Genomic DNA, 17916 nt, shown 5'->3' with positions numbered 1-17916 from the left:
ATGGCAGAAGCGAGGACGCAGGCGTCCAAGGACCTTGCGCGGCGCTGGGCCACCGACCCGCGCTGGCAGGGCATCGAGCGCACCTACAGCTCCGAGGACGTCGTCCGGCTGTCCGGGAGCCTCCGTGAGGAGCACACCCTCGCCCGGCGCGGTGCGGAGCGGCTGTGGCGTCAGCTGCACGAGCAGGACTACATCCACGCGCTGGGCGCGCTGACCGGCGGCCAGGCGGTACAGCAGGTCAAGGCCGGACTCCAGGCCATCTACCTCTCCGGCTGGCAGGTCGCCGCCGATGCCAACCAGGCCGGCCACACCTACCCCGACCAAAGCCTCTACCCTGCCAACTCGGTGCCGCAGGTGGTGCGGCGGATCAACAACGCGCTGCTGCGCGCCGACCAGATCGCGACCGCCGAGAACGCCGGCGACACCACGGACTGGCTCGCGCCGATCGTCGCCGACGCGGAAGCCGGCTTCGGTGGCCCGCTGAACGCCTTCGAGCTGACCAAGGCGATGATCGCCGCCGGTGCCGCGGGCATCCACTACGAGGACCAGCTCGCCTCCGAGAAGAAGTGCGGCCACCTCGGCGGCAAGGTCCTGGTGCCGACCTCGCAGCACATCCGCACCCTGAACGCGGCCCGGCTCGCCGCCGACATCGCCGACGTGCCGACCGTGATCATCGCCCGCACGGACGCGCTGGCCGCCAACCTGCTCACTACGGACGTCGACGACCGCGACGCCGAGTTCGTCACCGGGGAGCGCACCGCCGAGGGTTTCTACCGGGTCCGCAACGGCATGGCCCCGGTCATCGCCCGCGGTCTGGCCTACGCGCCGTACGCCGATCTCATCTGGGTCGAGACCGGCACCCCCGACCTGGAGCAGGCCCGGGAGTTCGCCGAGGCCATCCACGCGCAGTACCCGGACCAGATGCTGGCCTACAACTGCTCGCCCTCGTTCAACTGGAAGGCCGCGCTGGACGACGACCAGATCGCCAAGTTCCAGCGCGAGCTGGGCGCGATGGGCTACAAGTTCCAGTTCATCACGCTGGCCGGCTTCCACTCCCTCAACCACGGCATGTTCGACCTCGCCCGTGGCTATGCCGAGCACGGGATGACCGCCTACGTCGATCTCCAGGAGAAGGAGTTCGCCGCGCAGGCCCACGGCTTCACCGCCGTCAAGCACCAGCGCGAGGTCGGCACCGGCTACTTCGACCTGGTCTCCACCGCCGTCAACCCCGCCTCCTCCACCACCGCCCTGGCCGGGTCCACGGAGGAAGAGCAGTTCCACTAGGCCACTGAGCCGATGCCCCGCGTCCGGCCGACCCCGGCCAGCGGAGGGGGACGAACCGTCTCCGTCCCCCTCCGCTCCCACCCCTCAGGAGAGCCAGATGACCACCACCGCACTCACCCAGCAGCTTCGTGTCCTCGCCGCGCCCGGTCACCGGCACGACGAGATCCTCACCCCCGCCGCCCTCGACTTCGTGAGCAGCCTGGTGGCTGCCTTCGGCGAGCGCCGGCTGGAACTCCTGAAGGAGCGGCGCCGGCAGGCCATCCGCCTCTCGACGGGCTCCCCGCTCGACTTCCCGCTGGTCACCTCAGCCGTGCGCGCCGATCCGACCTGGCGGGTGGCGCCGCCCGCGCCCGGACTGACCGACCGCCGCGTGGAGATCACCGGTCCGCCTGAGCTCCGGATGGCCGTCAACGCGCTCAACTCCGGTGCCAAGGTGTGGATGGCGGACTTCGAGGACGCCACCGCGCCCCTGTGGGACAACGTCGTCGGCGGGCAGCTCACCCTGCTGGACGCCATCGAGCGCCGGATCGACTTCACCTCGCCCGAGGGCAAGGAGTACCGGCTTGGTGACCGGCTCGCGACCATCATGGTCCGCCCGCGCGGCTGGCACCTGGACGAGGAGCACCTGGAATACGGCGGCAGCCCGGTGCCCGCCGCGCTCGTCGACTTCGGCCTGTACTTCTTCCACTGCGCCCAGCGGCAGATCGACGCCGGCAACGGCCCGTACTTCTACCTGCCCAAGCTGGAAAACCGCTACGAGGCCCGGCTGTGGGACGACGTGTTCGTCCTCGCCCAAGACCTCCTCGGCATACCCCAGGGCACCGTTCGCGCCACCGTCCTCATCGAGACGATCAGCGCCGCGTTCGAGATGGAGGAGATCCTCTACGAGCTGCGCGAGCACAGCGCCGGACTGAACGCGGGCCGCTGGGACTACCTGTTCAGTCTGATCAAGACCTTCGGGCACCGCACCGACTTCCTTCTTCCCGACCGCGCGAAGGTGACGATGACCGCGCCCTTCATGCGGGCATACACCGAACTCCTCGTCCGCACCTGCCACAAGCGCGGCGCCCACGCCATCGGCGGCATGGCCGCACAGGTCCCCGGCAAGGGCCCGGCCGCGAACGAAGCGGCATTCGCCAAGGTCCGCCTGGACAAGGAGCGGGAGGCCGAGGACGGCTTCGACGGCTCATGGGTCGCCCATCCGGCACTCGTCCCCGTCTGCCGCGACGTGTTCGACGGTGTTCTCGGCGACCACCCCCACCAGCTCGACCGCACCCGCGACGACGTGGACGTGACTGCGGCCGACCTGCTGTCGGTGCGACGGATCAGCGGCCCGCCCACCCCGGACGGTGTGCGTACCAACATCTCCGTCGCACTGCGGTACTACGCCGCGTGGCTGAGTGGCCAGGGCGCGGTCGCCATCGACGGGCTGATGGAGGACGCGGCCACCGCCGAGATCGCCCGGGTGCAGATCTGGCAGTGGCTGCGGCACCGGGTGATCGACCGGGAGACCGTCGAGAAGATCGTCGACGACGAGATCGCTGCGGTCGGCGCCGAGTACCCGTGGGCGCCTGTCGACGACATCCGTTCGCTCTTCGAACGGATCGCGCTGAGCCGCGAGTTGCCGCTGTTCTTCACGCCGGACGCCTACACCCGTCACCTCGTGCGCAGGCCGGAGGTACAGGCGTGAGCGCGGGCATCGCACGCGTCGGCGTGGTCGGCGGTGGACAGATGGGGGCCGGTATCGCCGAGGTGTGCGCGCGGGCCGGGCTGGACACCGTGGTCTGCGAGGCGGACGCGGTCGCCGCCCGCACCGCCCGCGACCGGGTCGCAGCCTCGCTGGACCGGGCGGTGCGGCGCGGGAAGCTGGAGCGGACGGCAGCGCAGGACGCGCTCGCCCGGATAGCGTTCACCGGCAGCCTGGACGACCTCGCCGACCGGCAGCTCGTCATCGAGGCCGTCATCGAGAACCCGGACGCCAAGACCGAGGTCTTCGCCGCCCTCGACAAGATCATTGAAGATCCGGCGGCCGTGCTCGCCTCCAATACCTCTTCCCTGCCGATCATGCGGCTGGGCATGGCGACATCCCGCGCGGACCGGGTCGTGGGCCTGCACTTCTTCAACCCTGTCCCCGTACTTCCACTGGTCGAGGTGGTGACTTCGCTGCACACCTCGGCCGAAACAACGGCCGTGGTCGAGGACTTCGCGGCACGCGCGCTCGGCAAGACGGTCATCCGCTCCCAGGACCGGGCCGGCTTCGTCGTCAACGCCCTGCTCGTTCCCTACCTCCTCTCCGCCGTCCGAATGGCTGAATCCGGCTTCGCCACCGCCGCGGACATCGACACCGGGATGGAACTGGGCTGCGCCCACCCCATGGGTCCGCTCAAGCTCGCCGACCTGATCGGCCTGGACACCGTCGCCTCCATCGCGGAGTCCCTCTACGACGAGTTCCGCGAACCCCTGTACGCCCCGCCGCCTCTGCTCCAGCGCATGGTGCAGGCGGGGATGCTCGGCCGGAAGACCGGCCGGGGGTTCCACATGTACGACCAGGGCTGAGGGCCTGGTACGACGCGGGCTGAGGGGCCCGTACCGCCGCAGGGGTGAGGGTCCCGCGCGGCGCGACTGGGAAAGGGGCGGGAAGCACAGGTGCGGCGCTTCCCGCCCCTCCGCGTTCCGCCTCCGGCGTGCTCCCCTCTCACCTTCCGGATGCTGGACGGCCCTCTTCCCTTTGCTACGCCACCCCGTAGGCTGACCGGAGCAGCTGGTTCGCCCCGTCCGCCAGGCGGGGTGTCGTAAGAGGGAACCCGGTGGGAATCCGGGACTGCCCCGCAGCGGTGAGTGGGAACGACCGCCGTCATACGCACTGGGTCCGAGGTACCGGGTCTGGGAAGCGACGGCCAGTAGGTGTCCTCCGGAGAGGGGGCGTGCCCATGAGTCCGAAGACCTGCCAACTGCCCGCGTGCGGACCGTTCCGTACGTGGACATCCCGGTGACCTCGAGGGCGGGTCGGCGTACACACCAGACGGAACGACCGTGCCTTTGCCTCGCGGGGTCGTGGCCGTCCGGTTCGTCATTCCCTTCGCGCCCTCGTCCCGTCTCCGGGATCTCAGGGATTCATCTCGCGAAGGAGATCTCCGTGACAGCGAAGTCCGCAGCCGCGGCAGCACGTGCCATCGTGTACGGCTACCCCCGCCAGGGCCCGAACCGGGAACTGAAGAAGGCGATCGAGGGCTACTGGAAGGGCCACGTCACCGCCGAAGCCCTCCACGCCACCGCCGCCGAGCTCCGGCGGAGCAACTGGCGACAGCTCGCCGACGCCGGCATCCACGAGGTGCCCACTGGTGACTTCTCGTACTACGACCACGTCCTCGACACCACCGTCATGGTCGGCGCGATCCCCGAGCGGCACCGCGCCGCCGTCCGCACCGACGCGACGGACGGCTACTTCGCCATGGCCCGCGGCACACAGGAGGTCGCTCCGCTGGAGATGACCAAGTGGTTCGACACCAACTACCACTACCTGGTCCCCGAACTGGGCCCCGACACCGTCTTCACGGCCGACTCCACCAAGCAGGTCGCCGAGCTGAAGGAAGCCCTCGCCCAGGGACTCGCCGCACGGCCCGTGCTGGTCGGCCCCGTCACCTACCTTCTGCTCGCCAAGCCCGCCCCACATGCACCCGTGGGCTTCGAGCCGCTGACCCTTCTCGACCGGCTGCTTCCCGTCTACGCCGAGGTCCTCGCCGACCTGCGTGCGGCCGGAGCCGAGTGGGTGCAGCTGGACGAGCCCGCGCTCGTGCAGGACCGCACCCCGGCCGAGCTGAACGCTGCCGAGCGTGCCTACCGCGACCTCGGCGCGCTGACCGACCGGCCCAAGCTGCTCGTCGCCTCCTACTTCGACCGCCTCGGCGACGCGCTTCCCGTCCTGGCCAAGGCACCGGTCGATGGCGTCGCGCTGGACTTCACCGAAGCGGCTGCCGCGAATCTGGACGCCCTGGCCGCCGTCGGCGGACTGCCCGGCAAGCGCCTGGTCGCCGGTGTCGTCAACGGCCGCAACATCTGGATCAACGACCTGCAGAAGTCGCTGTCCACGCTCGGCACCCTCCTCGGACTCGCCGACCGGGTCGACGTGGCCGCCTCCTGCTCTCTTCTGCACGTCCCGCTGGACGCCGCCGCCGAGCAGGACATCGAGCCGCAGATCAGGCGCTGGTTGGCCTTCGCCAAGCAGAAGACCGCCGAGATCGTCACCCTCGCCAAGGGCCTCGCCCAGGGCACCGACACCATCACGGCCGAACTTGCCGCCAATCGCGCCGATCTCGCTTCCCGCGCGGGATCTCCGATCACCCGGGACCCGGCCGTGCGAGCCCGCTCCGCGGCCGTGACGGACGCTGACGCGCGCCGCTCCCAGCCGTACGCCGAGCGTGCCGCCGCCCAGCGCGCCCACCTCCGGCTGCCGCTGCTGCCCACCACGACCATCGGCTCCTTTCCGCAGACCGACGAACTGCGCACCGCACGCGCCGCCCTGCGCGCGGGACGCATGGACACAGCCGGTTACGAGGAACGCATCAAGGCGGAGATCCAGGAGGTCATCTCCTTCCAGGAGAAGACCGGCATCGACGTCCTCGTCCATGGCGAGGCCGAACGCAACGACATGGTGCAGTACTTCGCCGAGCAGCTCACCGGCTACCTGGCCACGCAGCACGGCTGGGTCCAGTCCTACGGCACCCGGTACGTCCGGCCGCCGATCCTGGCCGGCGACATCTCCCGGCCCCAGCCGATGACGGTCCGCTGGACGTCCTACGCCCAGTCGCTGAGCGACCGCCCCGTCAAGGGCATGCTCACCGGCCCGGTCACCATGCTCGCCTGGTCCTTCGTCCGCGACGACCAGCCGCTGGGAGACACTGCCCGCCAGGTCGCCCTCGCCCTGCGCGACGAGGTGCACGATCTCGAGGCGGCCGGGACCTCGGTGATCCAGGTGGACGAGCCCGCGCTGCGTGAGACTCTGCCGCTGCGGCGCGCCGACCGCGAGGCGTACCTGGCGTGGGCGACCGAGGCGTTCCGGCTCACCACCGCCGGAGTGCGGCCGGGCACCCAGATCCACACGCACATGTGCTACGCGGAGTTCGGTGACATCGTGCAGGCCATCGACGACCTCGATGCCGACGTCATCAGCCTGGAAGCCGCACGCTCGCACATGCAGGTCGCCCGCGAACTCGCCTCGCACGGCTACCCGCGCGAGGCCGGACCCGGCGTCTACGACATCCACTCCCCGCGCGTCCCCAGCACCGAGGAGGCCGCAGGACTGCTGCGCACCGGCCTCAGGGCCATCCCCGCCGAACGGCTCTGGGTCAACCCCGACTGCGGCCTGAAGACCCGCGGCTGGCCCGAGACGCGCGCGTCCCTGGAAAACCTGGTCGCCGCCGCCCGTACCGTCCGGGGTGAGCTGCCCGCCTCCTGACCGCGCAACCGATGGGCCGGGACGCCGCAAGCGTCCCGGCCCGCGCGCGGTACGGAGATCGGAGGTCCTGGCACAGGTGCTGCACTCCGTGCGGGGGCGCTGCGCTCCGTGCGGGGAGGTGGCCCCTGCCGCCTCCGGAGAGGCTGTACGGCGTCACACCGCTCTACCCAACTCGCGAGAGGATGCGTGGGATGTCTTCGATGCTCCATCAGGAATACGACGCCCGTGTCGTATCGGTCCGGCCCTGGGGGCTGGACGTCGAGTTGCCGGACGGAACACCGGGCTTCATCGACAACGCCAAGGATCCGCGCCGGCTGGACGGCGACTCCGCGGCGGTCGTCGGAACGGTGATCCGTGCCGTCGTCCTGGACGACGCGCGCGATCCCGTCCGTCTCAGCGCCCTGGACGACGACCTCGCCCTCGCCCGTTCTCTGAGAGGCCCCTCGGACGGCGGCTGAGGGTGTACCCGTGGTGCCCGGGGTCTCCAGTGCCGCCGAAGCGTGCGGGGGAAGGCTCCGGGCACCGGTGGGAACGCGCGGACACTGCCAGGGGAGATCGTGAAGGGAACCGTCAGACGATGCGGAGAAGTGGTGGTACGTCACGTCTGAGGCGCTCTAGGATTCTCTTGCTCGGGCACCAACACCCGGGCACACAACCGAATTGCATGCACAGCTGGGGGAAGCCGGTGGGAATCCGGCGCTGACCTGCAACCGTGTGCGGCACCGCTGTGCCGCGAGTCGGAGCGCCCGGTGTGCGAGCAGCACGCTTCCCACTGCCATGGTCTGCAGCGCGAAGCCCGGAGCCCCGGTCCGCGGGCCTCTGTCCGCGCCCCTTGGGTGCCGGTCGGGTGGGCGCGCGCGGGAGGGAAGGGAGCCGCGGTCAGCAGACCGGGATCCTTCAGAAAGGCACTCCATGCGCCAGTCCCTCGGCCGCCGCACGGTCGTCACCACCGCGGCAGTCAGCCTCCTTCTGGGAGCCGCTCCGGCGGTCGCCCACGCCAAGCCCGCGCCCCGCACCAATGCTCCGATCAAGGTGTCCCTCACCGTGCAGGGTCCCGACGGGCTGCTGTTCAAGGGCAGGATCAAGACCAGGGGGCACGACGTCACCACGGCCACGGGCGGTACCCACAAGTGCGATGGCACGAACGGCGGAGCCAACCCTTCCAAGGTGCCCACTCCGACGGCCGCTCTTGACGATGCCGCGCGCAAGAGACACTTCACGTGGGACGGCACCTGGTACGACTCGTTCGACGACTTCTCCGTCGACACCATCAAGAAGGTGAGTGGCGGCGGTTCCGCCTACTGGAGCATCTCCGTCAACGGCACGCCGACACCGGTCGGCGGATGCCAGTTCACGCTGAAGGCCGGCGACCAGGTGGCGTTCACCTGGACCGCCTTCTGACCCTTCGCCACACATGTGCGGCGCCGGGGGCCCGCGGTGGGAAGTACACCGCGAGCACCCGGGCCTCCCCCGGTCAGCTGCCGTACTTCAAGGCGATGGTGTCGCCCACGCTGATCACCTTGTTACGGGCGGCCGATGCGAACGCGGAGCCATCGACGCTGACCTTCCACGTCGACTCGCCGCTGTTGGCCTTGCCGTTCACGGCCGTGATGGTGTCCGTACCGGAGGACGGCGTCACGCTCGTGACGCATCCGGAGGGGGCCGAGCCCGCGATGGCGGCGGTGAGCACGTCGCCCAGGGTGGTGGTGGTACCGGTCGGGGTGAAGGACACCGCGCAGACCTTCAGGTTGCCCGTGCCGTCGTCGACCGTGAGCGCCAGCTTGGCCGCGGTCCCGGCGGTGAAGCCGCCCTGCGCGACCCACTTGCTCTCGCCCGCGCTCACCGGAGTCGGCGGCGCGGAGGTGAAACCGCCGCCCGCGACCGCGCGCAGGCCGTCGACCGAGGCATAGGCGTTGGGCACGGTGTCGCCCGGCAGGTACTTGAAGCCGCCGCCCGGCTTGAACTGCTGCCCGATGAGGAAGTCCAGCGGAGTCTTGCCTGCGGCGGTGAGGAAGTCACCGGTCTGGGGGTTGATTCCGCAGGCGTTCAGCCCGGATACCGCCCATCCATTGGAGTTGGTGTTCACACCGAACATGGCATTGAAGGCGCCCGATCCGACGACGAGCTTGCTCTTGAGGAACGCCTTCGCCTGGACGATGTCGGGGTCGGTCGCAGGGACGCCCGACACGCACAGCGCGGCCATGGAAGCACCGGTCATGTCGATGTCGCCGGCCGCGGCGAGCTGCGAGGGATTGCCTTCGGCCTTGCTGAAGTTCCAGCCGCCGTCGTTGTGTTGGTTGGCGCGGATCCGGGTGACCACCTTGTCCAGCAGGGCCTGCGGCACCCGCTGGTCGCCTGCCTGGGTCTTCGCTCCGCCGAGGGCGAGGGCCGCGAAGACGGTGCCGTTGTAGTACGCCGAGGGTCCGAAGTAGCCGGCTTCGGCTGTCTGCCAGTAACCGTAGATGTCGGCGATCAGATTCCGGTGTGCGGCGACGCGGGCGGGGTCGATGCCCGCGGCGTAGGCGTTGACCGTGGCACGCTCGTAGTCCGTGACGACGGGCGAGCCCGACGGCCAGCCCGCTGCCGACAGCTTCGATCTGTAGACCTTGCGCGCGTTCTTCGTGGCGTCGCCGCCTGGGGTGACGTCCGCCGCGGCGGTGCCGGCCGCGGCGAAGGCCGTGTACGCCCACTCACTCAGTCCCGTGTAGGAACCGTCTGCGGCCTGCAGGGTCTTGAGGTACGCGATGCCGTTCGTCTTGGAGGTGGTGATCTGCGCGGGTGTGGCGGTGGCGGATGCCGGTGAGACCGTGAGGACGAGTGCCCCGATCGTCAGGGGGGCTGTCAGCGAGGTGCGGCGGATCATGCGGGTTCGGCCCATGGCCTGCTCCTGAGAGTAGGGGGACGCCGGCCCGCGCCTCGGTCTCGCCGGAAGGACGCACGGCGGAGGAGTGGTGGCCGCCGTCCGAACGCGTGGTAACAGCTTCCTGTGGTGTTCGCCGCCTGGGCATTCGGGCTCGGTACCGGCTCCTCGCCGATACCACACCGCTGCGCGTCAGCCCCGGATTCTCACCAGGTTCCCCCATGTGGCAGCACATGACGCTACCCGAGAGCTCAACAGACTGCCAGTGCCGCGTACTTGACCCGGGGTGGGCGTGGCCAGACTGGTTCACGAGACCTTGACGATGCGCCCACAAGCGTGTTGCAATCCGGCTGATACACACTCAGTACCAGGGGAAGCCGGTCGAACTCCGGCGCTGACCCGCAACCGTAGGCACGCCATCCGCGTGTGAGCCGGAATGCCTGGGCTGGGCAGCACTTCAGCGACAAGCGCCGTCGCGGTCTACGGCGTGGTTCGACCAGCCCCGACGGTGTTCCCCGTGCGGGGCCTCCAGCCACGCGCAGGTCCGCCCGGCCGACACGAGGGGCCCGCGGTGAGGACTGGAAGAGCAGCAGAGCGCAGGGCGAAGAGCGCGAGAGCGATCTCCTTGATGTCGGCTCTCGTGCTGACCCTCCTGGCAGGCGTGTCCTTCGTCATGGGGTCGACGCCCGCGGTCGCCGACCCGATCCAGGGCTGTACGGCCACCAAGGGTGCGATCATCGCCGTCGACTTCGGACCGTTCGGCGGCAAGCTCGAACGCGGCTGCGACACCACTCCCACGACGGGGTACGACCTGCTCCACGAAGGCGGCTTCACCACCACGGGCACCGAGCACGACGGCCCCGGGTTCATCTGCCGGATCGGCTACGGCCCGTTCGACTCGGGCAAGCAGTACCCCACCCCGGACAAGGAGGACTGCCGGCTCACCCCTCAGGCCACGGCGTACTGGTCCTACTGGATCGCCTCGCCCGGCCAGAACAGCTGGACCTACAGCCCGCTCGGTGCCATGAGCCGTATGCCGAAGGCCGGTGACGTCGACGCCTGGGTGTTCGGCGGCACCGAGGTCGACGGCAGCACCGGCCGGCCCGCCTTCTCGCCGGACGACGTACGCGCAGCCGGTGGCGGCACCCCGGACCCCGGCGGCCCGACTGTGCCCAGCGCCGACATCGACCTTCCCGCCGCCGCGCGCTGGATCACCGGCAGACTCACCGACGGCGAACGGGTCGTCGACGAGGGCGCGGACACCCCCAACTACGTCCTCACCACCGAAGCGGCCTACGCGCTCGCCGCGGCCAACGGCAAGAGCGCGGCACTGGACAAGGTGACGGCGTTCCTCGCCGGGCAGAGTGGCGCCTACGCCTACCCCAACGGAGCGGACCAGGCTCCGGACCCGGCGGCCGCCGCCCGGCTCGCCCTGCTCGCCGTGATCACCGAAGGCGACCCACGCGCGTTCGGCGGCCACGACCTTCTGGCCGACATCACGGCGCACGTGTGCGACTCGGGTCCGGAGAGCGGCCCCAAGCCCGGCTGCACCGCGAAGGGCGACTTCCTGAACGCCGGTTACGGCGACGGCCAGGCGCTCGCCGTGCTGGCTCTGCTGCGCGGCGGCGTTCAGCCGCCGGTCGAGACCGTGACCCGGCTGACGCAGCTCCAGTGCGAGGACGGCGGTTTCACCAGCATCCTGATCCGGCCAGGTGAGAACTGCGACAGCGAACCGGCGTCCACCGGTCTGGTCACCCTCGTCCTTCACAAGGCCGGCGGACACACCGACGCCGTGGCCGGTGCCCGCGACTTCCTGCGGAAGGCGCAGCTCGGCAACGGCTCCTACCCCGGCTACACCGGTTCCACCACCGGCAGCGTTCCAGCCACCGCCCTCGCCGCCCAGGCCCTGCGCGCCCTCGGTGAAACCTCCCGCTCGGACGCGGCCGTCGCGTGGCTCGCCGGCCGGCAGATCAAGGACGGCGGATTCGGCTTCGACGAAGGCGCCACGGACTCCTTCCTCTACGCCACCACCCCCGCCGTGCTCGCCGGCTCCGGCACCGACTTGGTGACGCTGACCGTCAAGAAGCCCGAGCCACCGAAGCCCTCCCCGGATCCGTCCACCCCTCCCCCGGCCTCCCCACCCGGAGACGGGCCCGACCTCAAGAAGGGTGTGAAGTACCTGACGGCCCCCGCCCGGCTCAAGCAGGGCCGCTGGTACGAGAACGCCCCGGGCAGCGCGTTCGCCGACTACGGCCTGACGATCGACGCTGCCTACGCCCTCGCGGCCACCGGCCATGACAACGCGGCGCTCCGCAACATCGTGGACTTCCTCGACAAGGGCGGCAAAGACGGCACGGGCCGCGGTGTGCACGCCTGGACCGGTGCGGGAACCGCGCACGCAGACAGCGGTTCGATCGGCAAGACCGCGCTGCTCGCCGAGGCCGTCGGACGAGACCCCCGGAACTTCGGCGGGCAGGACCTCATCGCGGCACTCACCAGGGCCGTGTGCCGGGCCCCGGGCAAGCCGGGTGACCGCTCATGCGCGGCGAAAGGCAACTACCGCTACGCGGACTCCGTCTTCGACCAGGTCCTGGGAGTGATGGCACAGGTGCGGGCCGGCGAGAAGGACGCCGCCCAGGAGCCCATCGCCTACCTCATGAGCCTCCAGCAGCCGTCCGGAGCATGGCCGAGCCTGATCCCCTCGGCCAAGGACTCCGACGTCGACTCCACCGCGATGGCCGCCATGGCCCTTGAACTGGTCGGAGGGGACGAGGCGGACGAGGCCGTCGACAAGGCACTCACCTGGATCGCGGGGAAGCAGCTCAAGGACGGTGGCTTCCCGGGAGCCTCCGGCAACTCGGTGAACTCAGCGGCACTCGCGGTCCAGGGGCTGTTCCTCGACGCGAAGACGTACCAGGCCCAGATCGCGAAGGCCCGGAAGTTCCTGGCCTCCCAGCAGAACACGGACGGCGGCTTCAACGTCACCAAGGGCGGGCAGCCGGGGTCGGATGTGCGTGCCTCCGCCCAGGCGGTGGGCGGCGCCACGGGCATCTCGTTCGCCCGCCTCGAACGGAGCCTCGCCGGAACCGCCCCGCAGCCGGTTCCCGCCCCCTCGGGCTCCGTCCCCGCCATCGTCACCCCTGGTGACTCCACCGGCGGGGCCGCCGGCACGGACGGCGCCCCCGGTTCCGGTGGCGGCGGCGCCCTGGCGTCGACCGGTGTACAGGTGGGGGCACTCACCGCGGCAGCCGTCGTACTGGCCCTCGCCGGGTGGCGTCTCGTCGCGGCGGCCAGGAGCCGTCGCACGGCCGGAGGTGGAAGGTGACGCGGCGGGCGATACGCAGCGCGGCGCGGGCGGCCACAGCTCTGGGACTGGCGGCGGCATCCGCGTACGGAACACCGGGGCTCGCCGTCGCCGCATCCCAGCCCATCGGCAGGTGCACCACGTCATCGGGGGTGGTGCTGGCGGTGGACTTCAGCCACTGGGGCGGCCCGGTCTACCGCTCCTGCGGAACGACCCCGACCACCGGCTACGAACTGCTCAACCAGGGCGGGTGGCGCACCACCGGCACCGGGCACGACGGCCCGGCATTCATCTGCCGCATCGGCTACAGCGGCCACCAAGGCGGCAAGCAGTATCCGACCGCCCAGCAGGACGACTGCGTCCTCACCCCGCCCGCCTCCGCGTACTGGTCGTACTGGCACGCCGACGCGGGGGAGAACGACTGGAAGTACAGTCAGCTGGGCGCGATGAGCTACAAACCCAAGCCCGGCAGCGTCGATCTGTGGATCTTCGGCGGGACGAATGTCGAGGGCACCAGCGGGCGTCCCAAGGTCACCCCCGACCAGCTCCGCGCGCACAACACCCGCCCGACCGGGAGCAGTTCCGGCACCAAGCCGGGTGGGAACGGTTCCGGGAACCGCCCGGAGACCCCCGCCGACCGGCCACCTGCCACCCCGCCGCGTACCACCCCTCAGGCGACGGCCTCCGCGAGCGCGTCGCCGAGCCCGTCAGCCTCGGCGTCTGCCTCCACCTCCGCCGCACCCTCCGCTTCACCGGCATCACCATCCGCCGTCGCTGCTCCGGGCGGCGGCCCGAAGGTCGTGGACGCGGGGCCCGCCGCGGACACGGAACACAACACCGGCTCGGTGCTGCCAGTCGTCGGCACCACCGCCCTGGTGCTGCTGATCCTGGGGGCGGCGGGCCTCGCCGCGAAACGCCGCCGTCGCGGTGCGGAGTAGCCGGGTGCCCCGTACCACCACGGACGCGCGGCCCCAGGCTGCGGAACCCGCCATTCCCGACCCGCGAGGGCGGCGCCTGCCCCGCTCGCTGCACCCGCTGGCCTGGTGGATATGGGCCCTCGCCCTCGCGACCGCCGTCAGCCGCACCAACAACCCGTTGCTGCTGTTCCTCGTCCTCGCCGTACTCGGCTACGTCATCACCATGCGCCGCACCGAGGCGCCCTGGGCACGCGGCTTCAAGTACTACCTCTACCTCGCCCTCACCGTCGTCGCGATCCGCGTCGTCTTCCGCGCGGTCTTCGCCACCGGCATCACCCCGAACGACCACTTCCTCTTCTCACTCCCCCGCATACCCACCCCCGACTGGTACGCCGGCATACAGATCGGCGGACCCATCTCCCTGGAAGCACTGCTCTCGGCCGCCACGGACGGACTTCGGCTCGCCTGCATGCTGTGCTGCATCGGCGCTGCCAACACCCTCGCCAACCCCAAACGCGCCCTGCGGGTCCTACCCGGCGCCTTGTACGAACTCGGCGTCGCGGTCACGGTGTCGCTCAGCGTCGCGCCCCAACTGGTGCAGAGCGTGCAGCGCGTACATCGGGCGCGACGGCTGCGCGCAGGGCGCACCAAGGGTCTGCGTGCCCTGCGCGGGATCGTCGTCCCCGTGCTCGAAGACGCGCTGGAACGGTCGCTGCGGCTGGCAGCGGCCATGGACTCCCGGGGCTACGGTCGAGCCGGATCGGCCACCCCGCGGTCCCGCCGGCTCACCGGAGCCCTCATGCTGTCGGGCATGTGCGGGCTGTGTGCCGGGGCGTACGGTCTGCTCGACGCGACCGCGCCCCGGTTCCTGGGATTCCCCGCACTGCTGGCCGGTTCCGCCCTGTGCGTGGCCGGACTCCGTCTCGGAGGGCGGCGGGTCACCCGGACCTCGTACCGGCCGGACCCCTGGCTCTTCGCCGAGTGGGCCGTGGCCGGATGCGGACTCCTGTCCGCGGTCGTCCTGTTCGGCGGAACCGGCTTCAACGCGGCGGAACTCAATCCCTCGATCTATCCGCTGAGCTGGCCGACCCTGCCCCTGGTACCGGCAGCCGCGATCCTGCTGGCCGGCAGCGCCGGGTTCCTGGCGCCACCACCGACACCTCACGCCCTGTCCGCACTGCCCACCCAGGAACCAAAGTGATCACCTTCGACCAGGTCAGCGTGGTCTATGACGGGGCCGACGCACCCGTACTGCGCAACGTGGACCTGACCATCGAGGAAGGCGAACTCGCCCTCGTCGTCGGTCACACAGGCGTCGGCAAATCGACCCTGCTGGGAGCGGTGAACGGCCTCGTACCGCACTTCACCGGCGGAACGCTCTACGGACGGGTGACCGTCGACGGCCGCGACACCGCGGACCATCCGCCCCGCGAACTCGCGGACGTGGTCGGAGTGGTGGGCCAGGACCCGCTGGACGGGTTCGTCACCGACACGGTGGAGGAGGAACTCGCCTACGCCATGGAGCAGTTGGCCGTGCCCCCGGCCGTGATGCGCAAACGCGTCGAGGAGACCCTCGACCTGCTCGGGCTCGCCGATCTGCGCCATCGAGCCCTGCACGAACTGTCCGGCGGACAGCAGCAGCGCGTCGCCATCGGCTCGGTCCTGACCGCCCACCCCCGCGTCCTCGTCCTCGACGAACCCACGTCCGCCCTGGACCCCACCGCCGCCGAGGAAGTCCTGGCCGCGGTCACCAGACTCGTACACGACCTCGGCGTCACGGTACTGCTCGCCGAGCACCGCCTGGAGCGCGTCGTCCAGTACGCCGACCGCATCATCCACCTCCCCGGTGACGGCCGGGTCGTATCCGGACCGCCCGCCGAGATCTTCCGCACCTCCTCCATCGCCCCGCCCATCGTCGAGCTGGGCCGCACCGCCCGATGGGAGCCCCTCCCCCTGTCGATCCGCGACGCGCGACGAGCGGCAGCACCGCTGCGCTCCCGGCTCGCGGATGCACGGGTGCCCGCCGTCCGCCGACCGGTCACGGGCTCCCGGCCCGGACTTCTCACCGCGGGCGGGGTCACCGTGTCGTACCAGGGCGTGCCCGCGGTACGCGGGGTCGACGTGCGCCTGCGGGCAGGGGAGGTCACCGCGCTGATGGGACGCAACGGATCGGGCAAGTCCTCTCTGCTGTGGGCCCTCCAAGGCTCGGGCCCGCGTCAGGCCGGCAAGGTACAGGTCACCCCCTTCGGGGGCGGTGAGTCGGCGGACCCGCGCAAGGCCACCGCGGCAGGCGCCAGGCGCCTCGTCGGGCTCGTCCCGCAGACCCCGACCGACCTGCTCTTTCTGGAGAGCGTCAAGCAGGAGCTGGCCCAGGCCGACACGGAATCCGCCACCGACACGGGCACGGTCCCTACCGCACGGCAGATACTCGATCGTCTGGCTCCGGGCATAGACGACGCCACCCACCCACGTGACCTCTCCGAGGGACAGAAGCTCGCACTCGTCCTCGCCATCCAGCTGTCGGCGGCGCCCGGGGTCCTCCTGCTGGACGAACCCACTCGAGGACTCGATTACCGAGCCAAGTCCCAGCTCATTCGCATCATCGACGAACTCGCCGCCGAAGGCCGCACCGTGGTGGTCTCCACCCACGACGTGGAGTTCGTCGCCCAAGCCGCCGATCGCGTCGTCGTCATGGCCGAGGGCGACATCGTCGCGGACGGTCCGACCGCCGAAGTCATCGTCGCGTCACCGGTCTTCGCGCCCCAGGTGGCGAAGGTTCTCGCGCCGCTGCCCTACCTCACACCCGTCCAGGTCGACACCGCGCTGACGGAAGGCGAGGACGCCTCATGACGGACCTCGCCCCTCCGCCTCGCACCGCCGCCATCCGCCTCACACCACGCGCCGGAGTCGTCATCACCCTGGCCGCGTTCCTCGGAGTCGTCGCGTTCTTCTGGCCGTTCGTCGTGGCGCCGGGCACGTTCGGATCCAACTACGCACCTCCACTGATCTTCGGCGCGCTGCTCATCCTCGTCCTGTGCGTGGTCGTCTCGGAGATCTCCGAAGGAGGCATCAACTCCAAGGCACTGGCGATGCTCGGCGTGCTCTCCGCCGTGAACGCCGCGCTCCGCCCGCTCGGAGCGGGCACCGCCGGTATCGAGACCGTCTTCTTCATCCTCGTACTCGCCGGGAGGGTCTACGGCCCCGGCTTCGGCTTCACCCTCGGATGCACCTCACTCTTCGCCTCCGCGCTCATCACCGGCGGCGTCGGCCCCTGGATGCCCTACCAGATGTTCGGCTGCGCCTTCGTCGGCATGCTCGCCGGACTCCTCCCCAAAGCCACCGGACGCCGCGAAGTCCTGATGCTCGCCATTTACGGCTCCCTCTCCGGCTACCTCTTCGGCTTCCTGCTCAATCTGTCCTTCTGGCCTTTCGCGGTAGATCCCGGCAGCTCCATCGCCTACCTGCCGGGGCTGCCCTTCACCGAGCAGTGGCAACGGTACGTCGCCTTCGACCTCGCCACCTCCCTCGGATGGGACACCGGCCGTGCCGTCACCAACTTCGTCTGCATCTGCCTCGCCGGACCAGCCGTCCTGACAACTTTCCGACGCGCAGCCCGCAAAGCCCGCTTCCACGCACCGGTCCGATTCGCGCGCAAGCAGGACCGCGACGCTGATCACCCATGATCCGGCCTTCCACAGAATGACGCCCACGCGGGCTCACTCTCCACAGCCGAGCAAACAGCGGAACGTCCTCCCCTGCCCCGCTGCCACTACGTGGCGTCGCCTGTCATCGTCACGGATCACGGTCCCGACCAGCAGCGAACTTGCGTCAGGGCCAGCCTTCTCCGGGGAGAAGCCGGGGAGAATGAAGCTCCGTTGGGGAGCGGCTGGGTAAGGATCGGCCGCATAGGCGGGAAGCACGACGAGAGGGCCGGAAAGACCGACCTCCTCAGGCCAGAGTGCCTATCCAGCCGATTTCCGCAGTTCAACGGCGTGAGGGCGAGGACTTCAAGAGGATTTCTGCGTGGGCGGCCATCCTGTTTGCACCCACACTCGTGGGAACCCGAAACACGGTAGGCGTCGTGCGGGACAGCTCG

12 protein-coding genes and 3 riboswitches are annotated in these 17916 nt (G+C 70.4%); of the genes, 11 read left to right on the top strand and 1 reads right to left on the bottom strand.

Going from position 1 to position 17916, the window contains the following annotated elements:
• From aceA to ACTWOL_RS30010, 6 genes are all read left to right on the top strand, one after another.
• Positions 1 to 1284, top strand: coding sequence for an isocitrate lyase (gene aceA / locus ACTWOL_RS30035; RefSeq protein ID WP_474299982.1), 1284 nt, complete (start codon positions 1 to 3; stop codon positions 1282 to 1284).
• 97 nt (positions 1285 to 1381) lie between these two features.
• Positions 1382 to 2974 carry a malate synthase A gene (aceB, locus tag ACTWOL_RS30030; RefSeq protein ID WP_474299981.1) on the top strand — a complete coding sequence of 531 codons (1593 nt, stop codon included), beginning with the start codon at positions 1382 to 1384 and terminating at the stop codon, positions 2972 to 2974.
• Positions 2971 to 3840, top strand: coding sequence for a 3-hydroxybutyryl-CoA dehydrogenase (locus ACTWOL_RS30025; protein ID WP_474299980.1), 870 nt, complete (start codon positions 2971 to 2973; stop codon positions 3838 to 3840). Before aceB ends, ACTWOL_RS30025 begins: the two co-directional genes overlap by 4 nt.
• Before the next feature lie 189 nt (positions 3841 to 4029).
• Positions 4030 to 4250: riboswitch (cobalamin riboswitch) on the top strand.
• A gap of 170 nt (positions 4251 to 4420) precedes the next feature.
• Positions 4421 to 6739, top strand: coding sequence for a 5-methyltetrahydropteroyltriglutamate--homocysteine S-methyltransferase (metE, locus tag ACTWOL_RS30020; RefSeq protein WP_474299979.1), 2319 nt, complete (start codon positions 4421 to 4423; stop codon positions 6737 to 6739).
• A gap of 191 nt (positions 6740 to 6930) precedes the next feature.
• Complete coding sequence (locus tag ACTWOL_RS30015) at positions 6931 to 7197, top strand: hypothetical protein (protein ID WP_474299978.1); 267 nt, start codon at positions 6931 to 6933, stop codon at positions 7195 to 7197.
• Positions 7198 to 7391: 194 nt separating this feature from the next.
• Positions 7392 to 7507, top strand: a riboswitch (cobalamin riboswitch).
• Between the two features lie 144 nt (positions 7508 to 7651).
• Positions 7652 to 8140, top strand: coding sequence for a DUF4430 domain-containing protein (locus tag ACTWOL_RS30010; protein WP_474299977.1), 489 nt, complete (start codon positions 7652 to 7654; stop codon positions 8138 to 8140).
• A 73-nt stretch (positions 8141 to 8213) separates the two neighbouring features.
• Here ACTWOL_RS30010 and ACTWOL_RS30005 read toward each other — a convergent pair whose 3' ends face one another.
• Positions 8214 to 9617, bottom strand: a complete 1404-nt coding sequence (locus tag ACTWOL_RS30005; RefSeq protein ID WP_474299976.1) for a hypothetical protein — start codon at positions 9615 to 9617, stop codon at positions 8214 to 8216.
• Between the two features lie 110 nt (positions 9618 to 9727).
• A riboswitch (cobalamin riboswitch) is annotated at positions 9728 to 9858 on the bottom strand.
• A 369-nt stretch (positions 9859 to 10227) separates the two neighbouring features.
• Between ACTWOL_RS30005 and ACTWOL_RS30000 the strand changes: the two genes are divergently transcribed.
• From ACTWOL_RS30000 to ACTWOL_RS29980, 5 genes are read left to right on the top strand one after another with little or no spacing between them, the layout of a single operon-like run.
• A complete protein-coding gene (locus ACTWOL_RS30000; RefSeq protein WP_474299975.1) occupies positions 10228 to 12924 on the top strand; it encodes a prenyltransferase/squalene oxidase repeat-containing protein in 2697 nt (898 codons plus the stop codon).
• Positions 12921 to 13841 carry a hypothetical protein gene (locus ACTWOL_RS29995; RefSeq protein WP_474299974.1) on the top strand — a complete coding sequence of 307 codons (921 nt, stop codon included), beginning with the start codon at positions 12921 to 12923 and terminating at the stop codon, positions 13839 to 13841. The genes ACTWOL_RS30000 and ACTWOL_RS29995 overlap by 4 nt, the downstream gene beginning before the upstream one ends.
• 4 nt (positions 13842 to 13845) lie before the next feature.
• The gene (locus tag ACTWOL_RS29990) at positions 13846 to 15021 is read left to right on the top strand and encodes an energy-coupling factor transporter transmembrane component T (RefSeq protein ID WP_474299973.1); all 1176 of its coding nucleotides are present in this window, start codon (positions 13846 to 13848) and stop codon (positions 15019 to 15021) included.
• The gene (locus ACTWOL_RS29985) at positions 15018 to 16670 is read left to right on the top strand and encodes an ABC transporter ATP-binding protein (RefSeq protein ID WP_474299972.1); all 1653 of its coding nucleotides are present in this window, start codon (positions 15018 to 15020) and stop codon (positions 16668 to 16670) included. The genes ACTWOL_RS29990 and ACTWOL_RS29985 overlap by 4 nt, the downstream gene beginning before the upstream one ends.
• Entirely contained in the window at positions 16667 to 17503 is an 837-nt protein-coding gene (locus ACTWOL_RS29980; RefSeq protein ID WP_474299971.1) for an ECF transporter S component, read from the top strand. Before ACTWOL_RS29985 ends, ACTWOL_RS29980 begins: the two co-directional genes overlap by 4 nt.
• Positions 17504 to 17916: the final 413 nt, after the last annotated feature.

The organism is Micromonospora sp. IBHARD003, from assembly GCF_056106285.1.
Note: the sequence above shows the minus strand (reverse complement) of the source record. Positions and strands in the feature narration are given on the sequence as shown.

Bases quoted from the DNA above. Each gene is read 5' to 3' on its own strand.
- aceA (WP_474299982.1), top strand. From the start codon at position 1: ATGGCAGAAGCGAGGACGCAGGCGTCCAAGGACCTTGCGCGGCGCTGG.
- aceB (WP_474299981.1), top strand. From the start codon at position 1,382: ATGACCACCACCGCACTCACCCAGCAGCTTCGTGTCCTCGCCGCGCCC.
- ACTWOL_RS30015 (WP_474299978.1), top strand. From the start codon at position 6,931: ATGTCTTCGATGCTCCATCAGGAATACGACGCCCGTGTCGTATCGGTC.
- ACTWOL_RS30010 (WP_474299977.1), top strand. From the start codon at position 7,652: ATGCGCCAGTCCCTCGGCCGCCGCACGGTCGTCACCACCGCGGCAGTC.
- ACTWOL_RS30005 (WP_474299976.1), bottom strand. From the start codon at position 9,617: ATGGGCCGAACCCGCATGATCCGCCGCACCTCGCTGACAGCCCCCCTG.
- ACTWOL_RS30000 (WP_474299975.1), top strand. From the start codon at position 10,228: ATGTCGGCTCTCGTGCTGACCCTCCTGGCAGGCGTGTCCTTCGTCATG.
- ACTWOL_RS29980 (WP_474299971.1), top strand. From the start codon at position 16,667: ATGACGGACCTCGCCCCTCCGCCTCGCACCGCCGCCATCCGCCTCACA.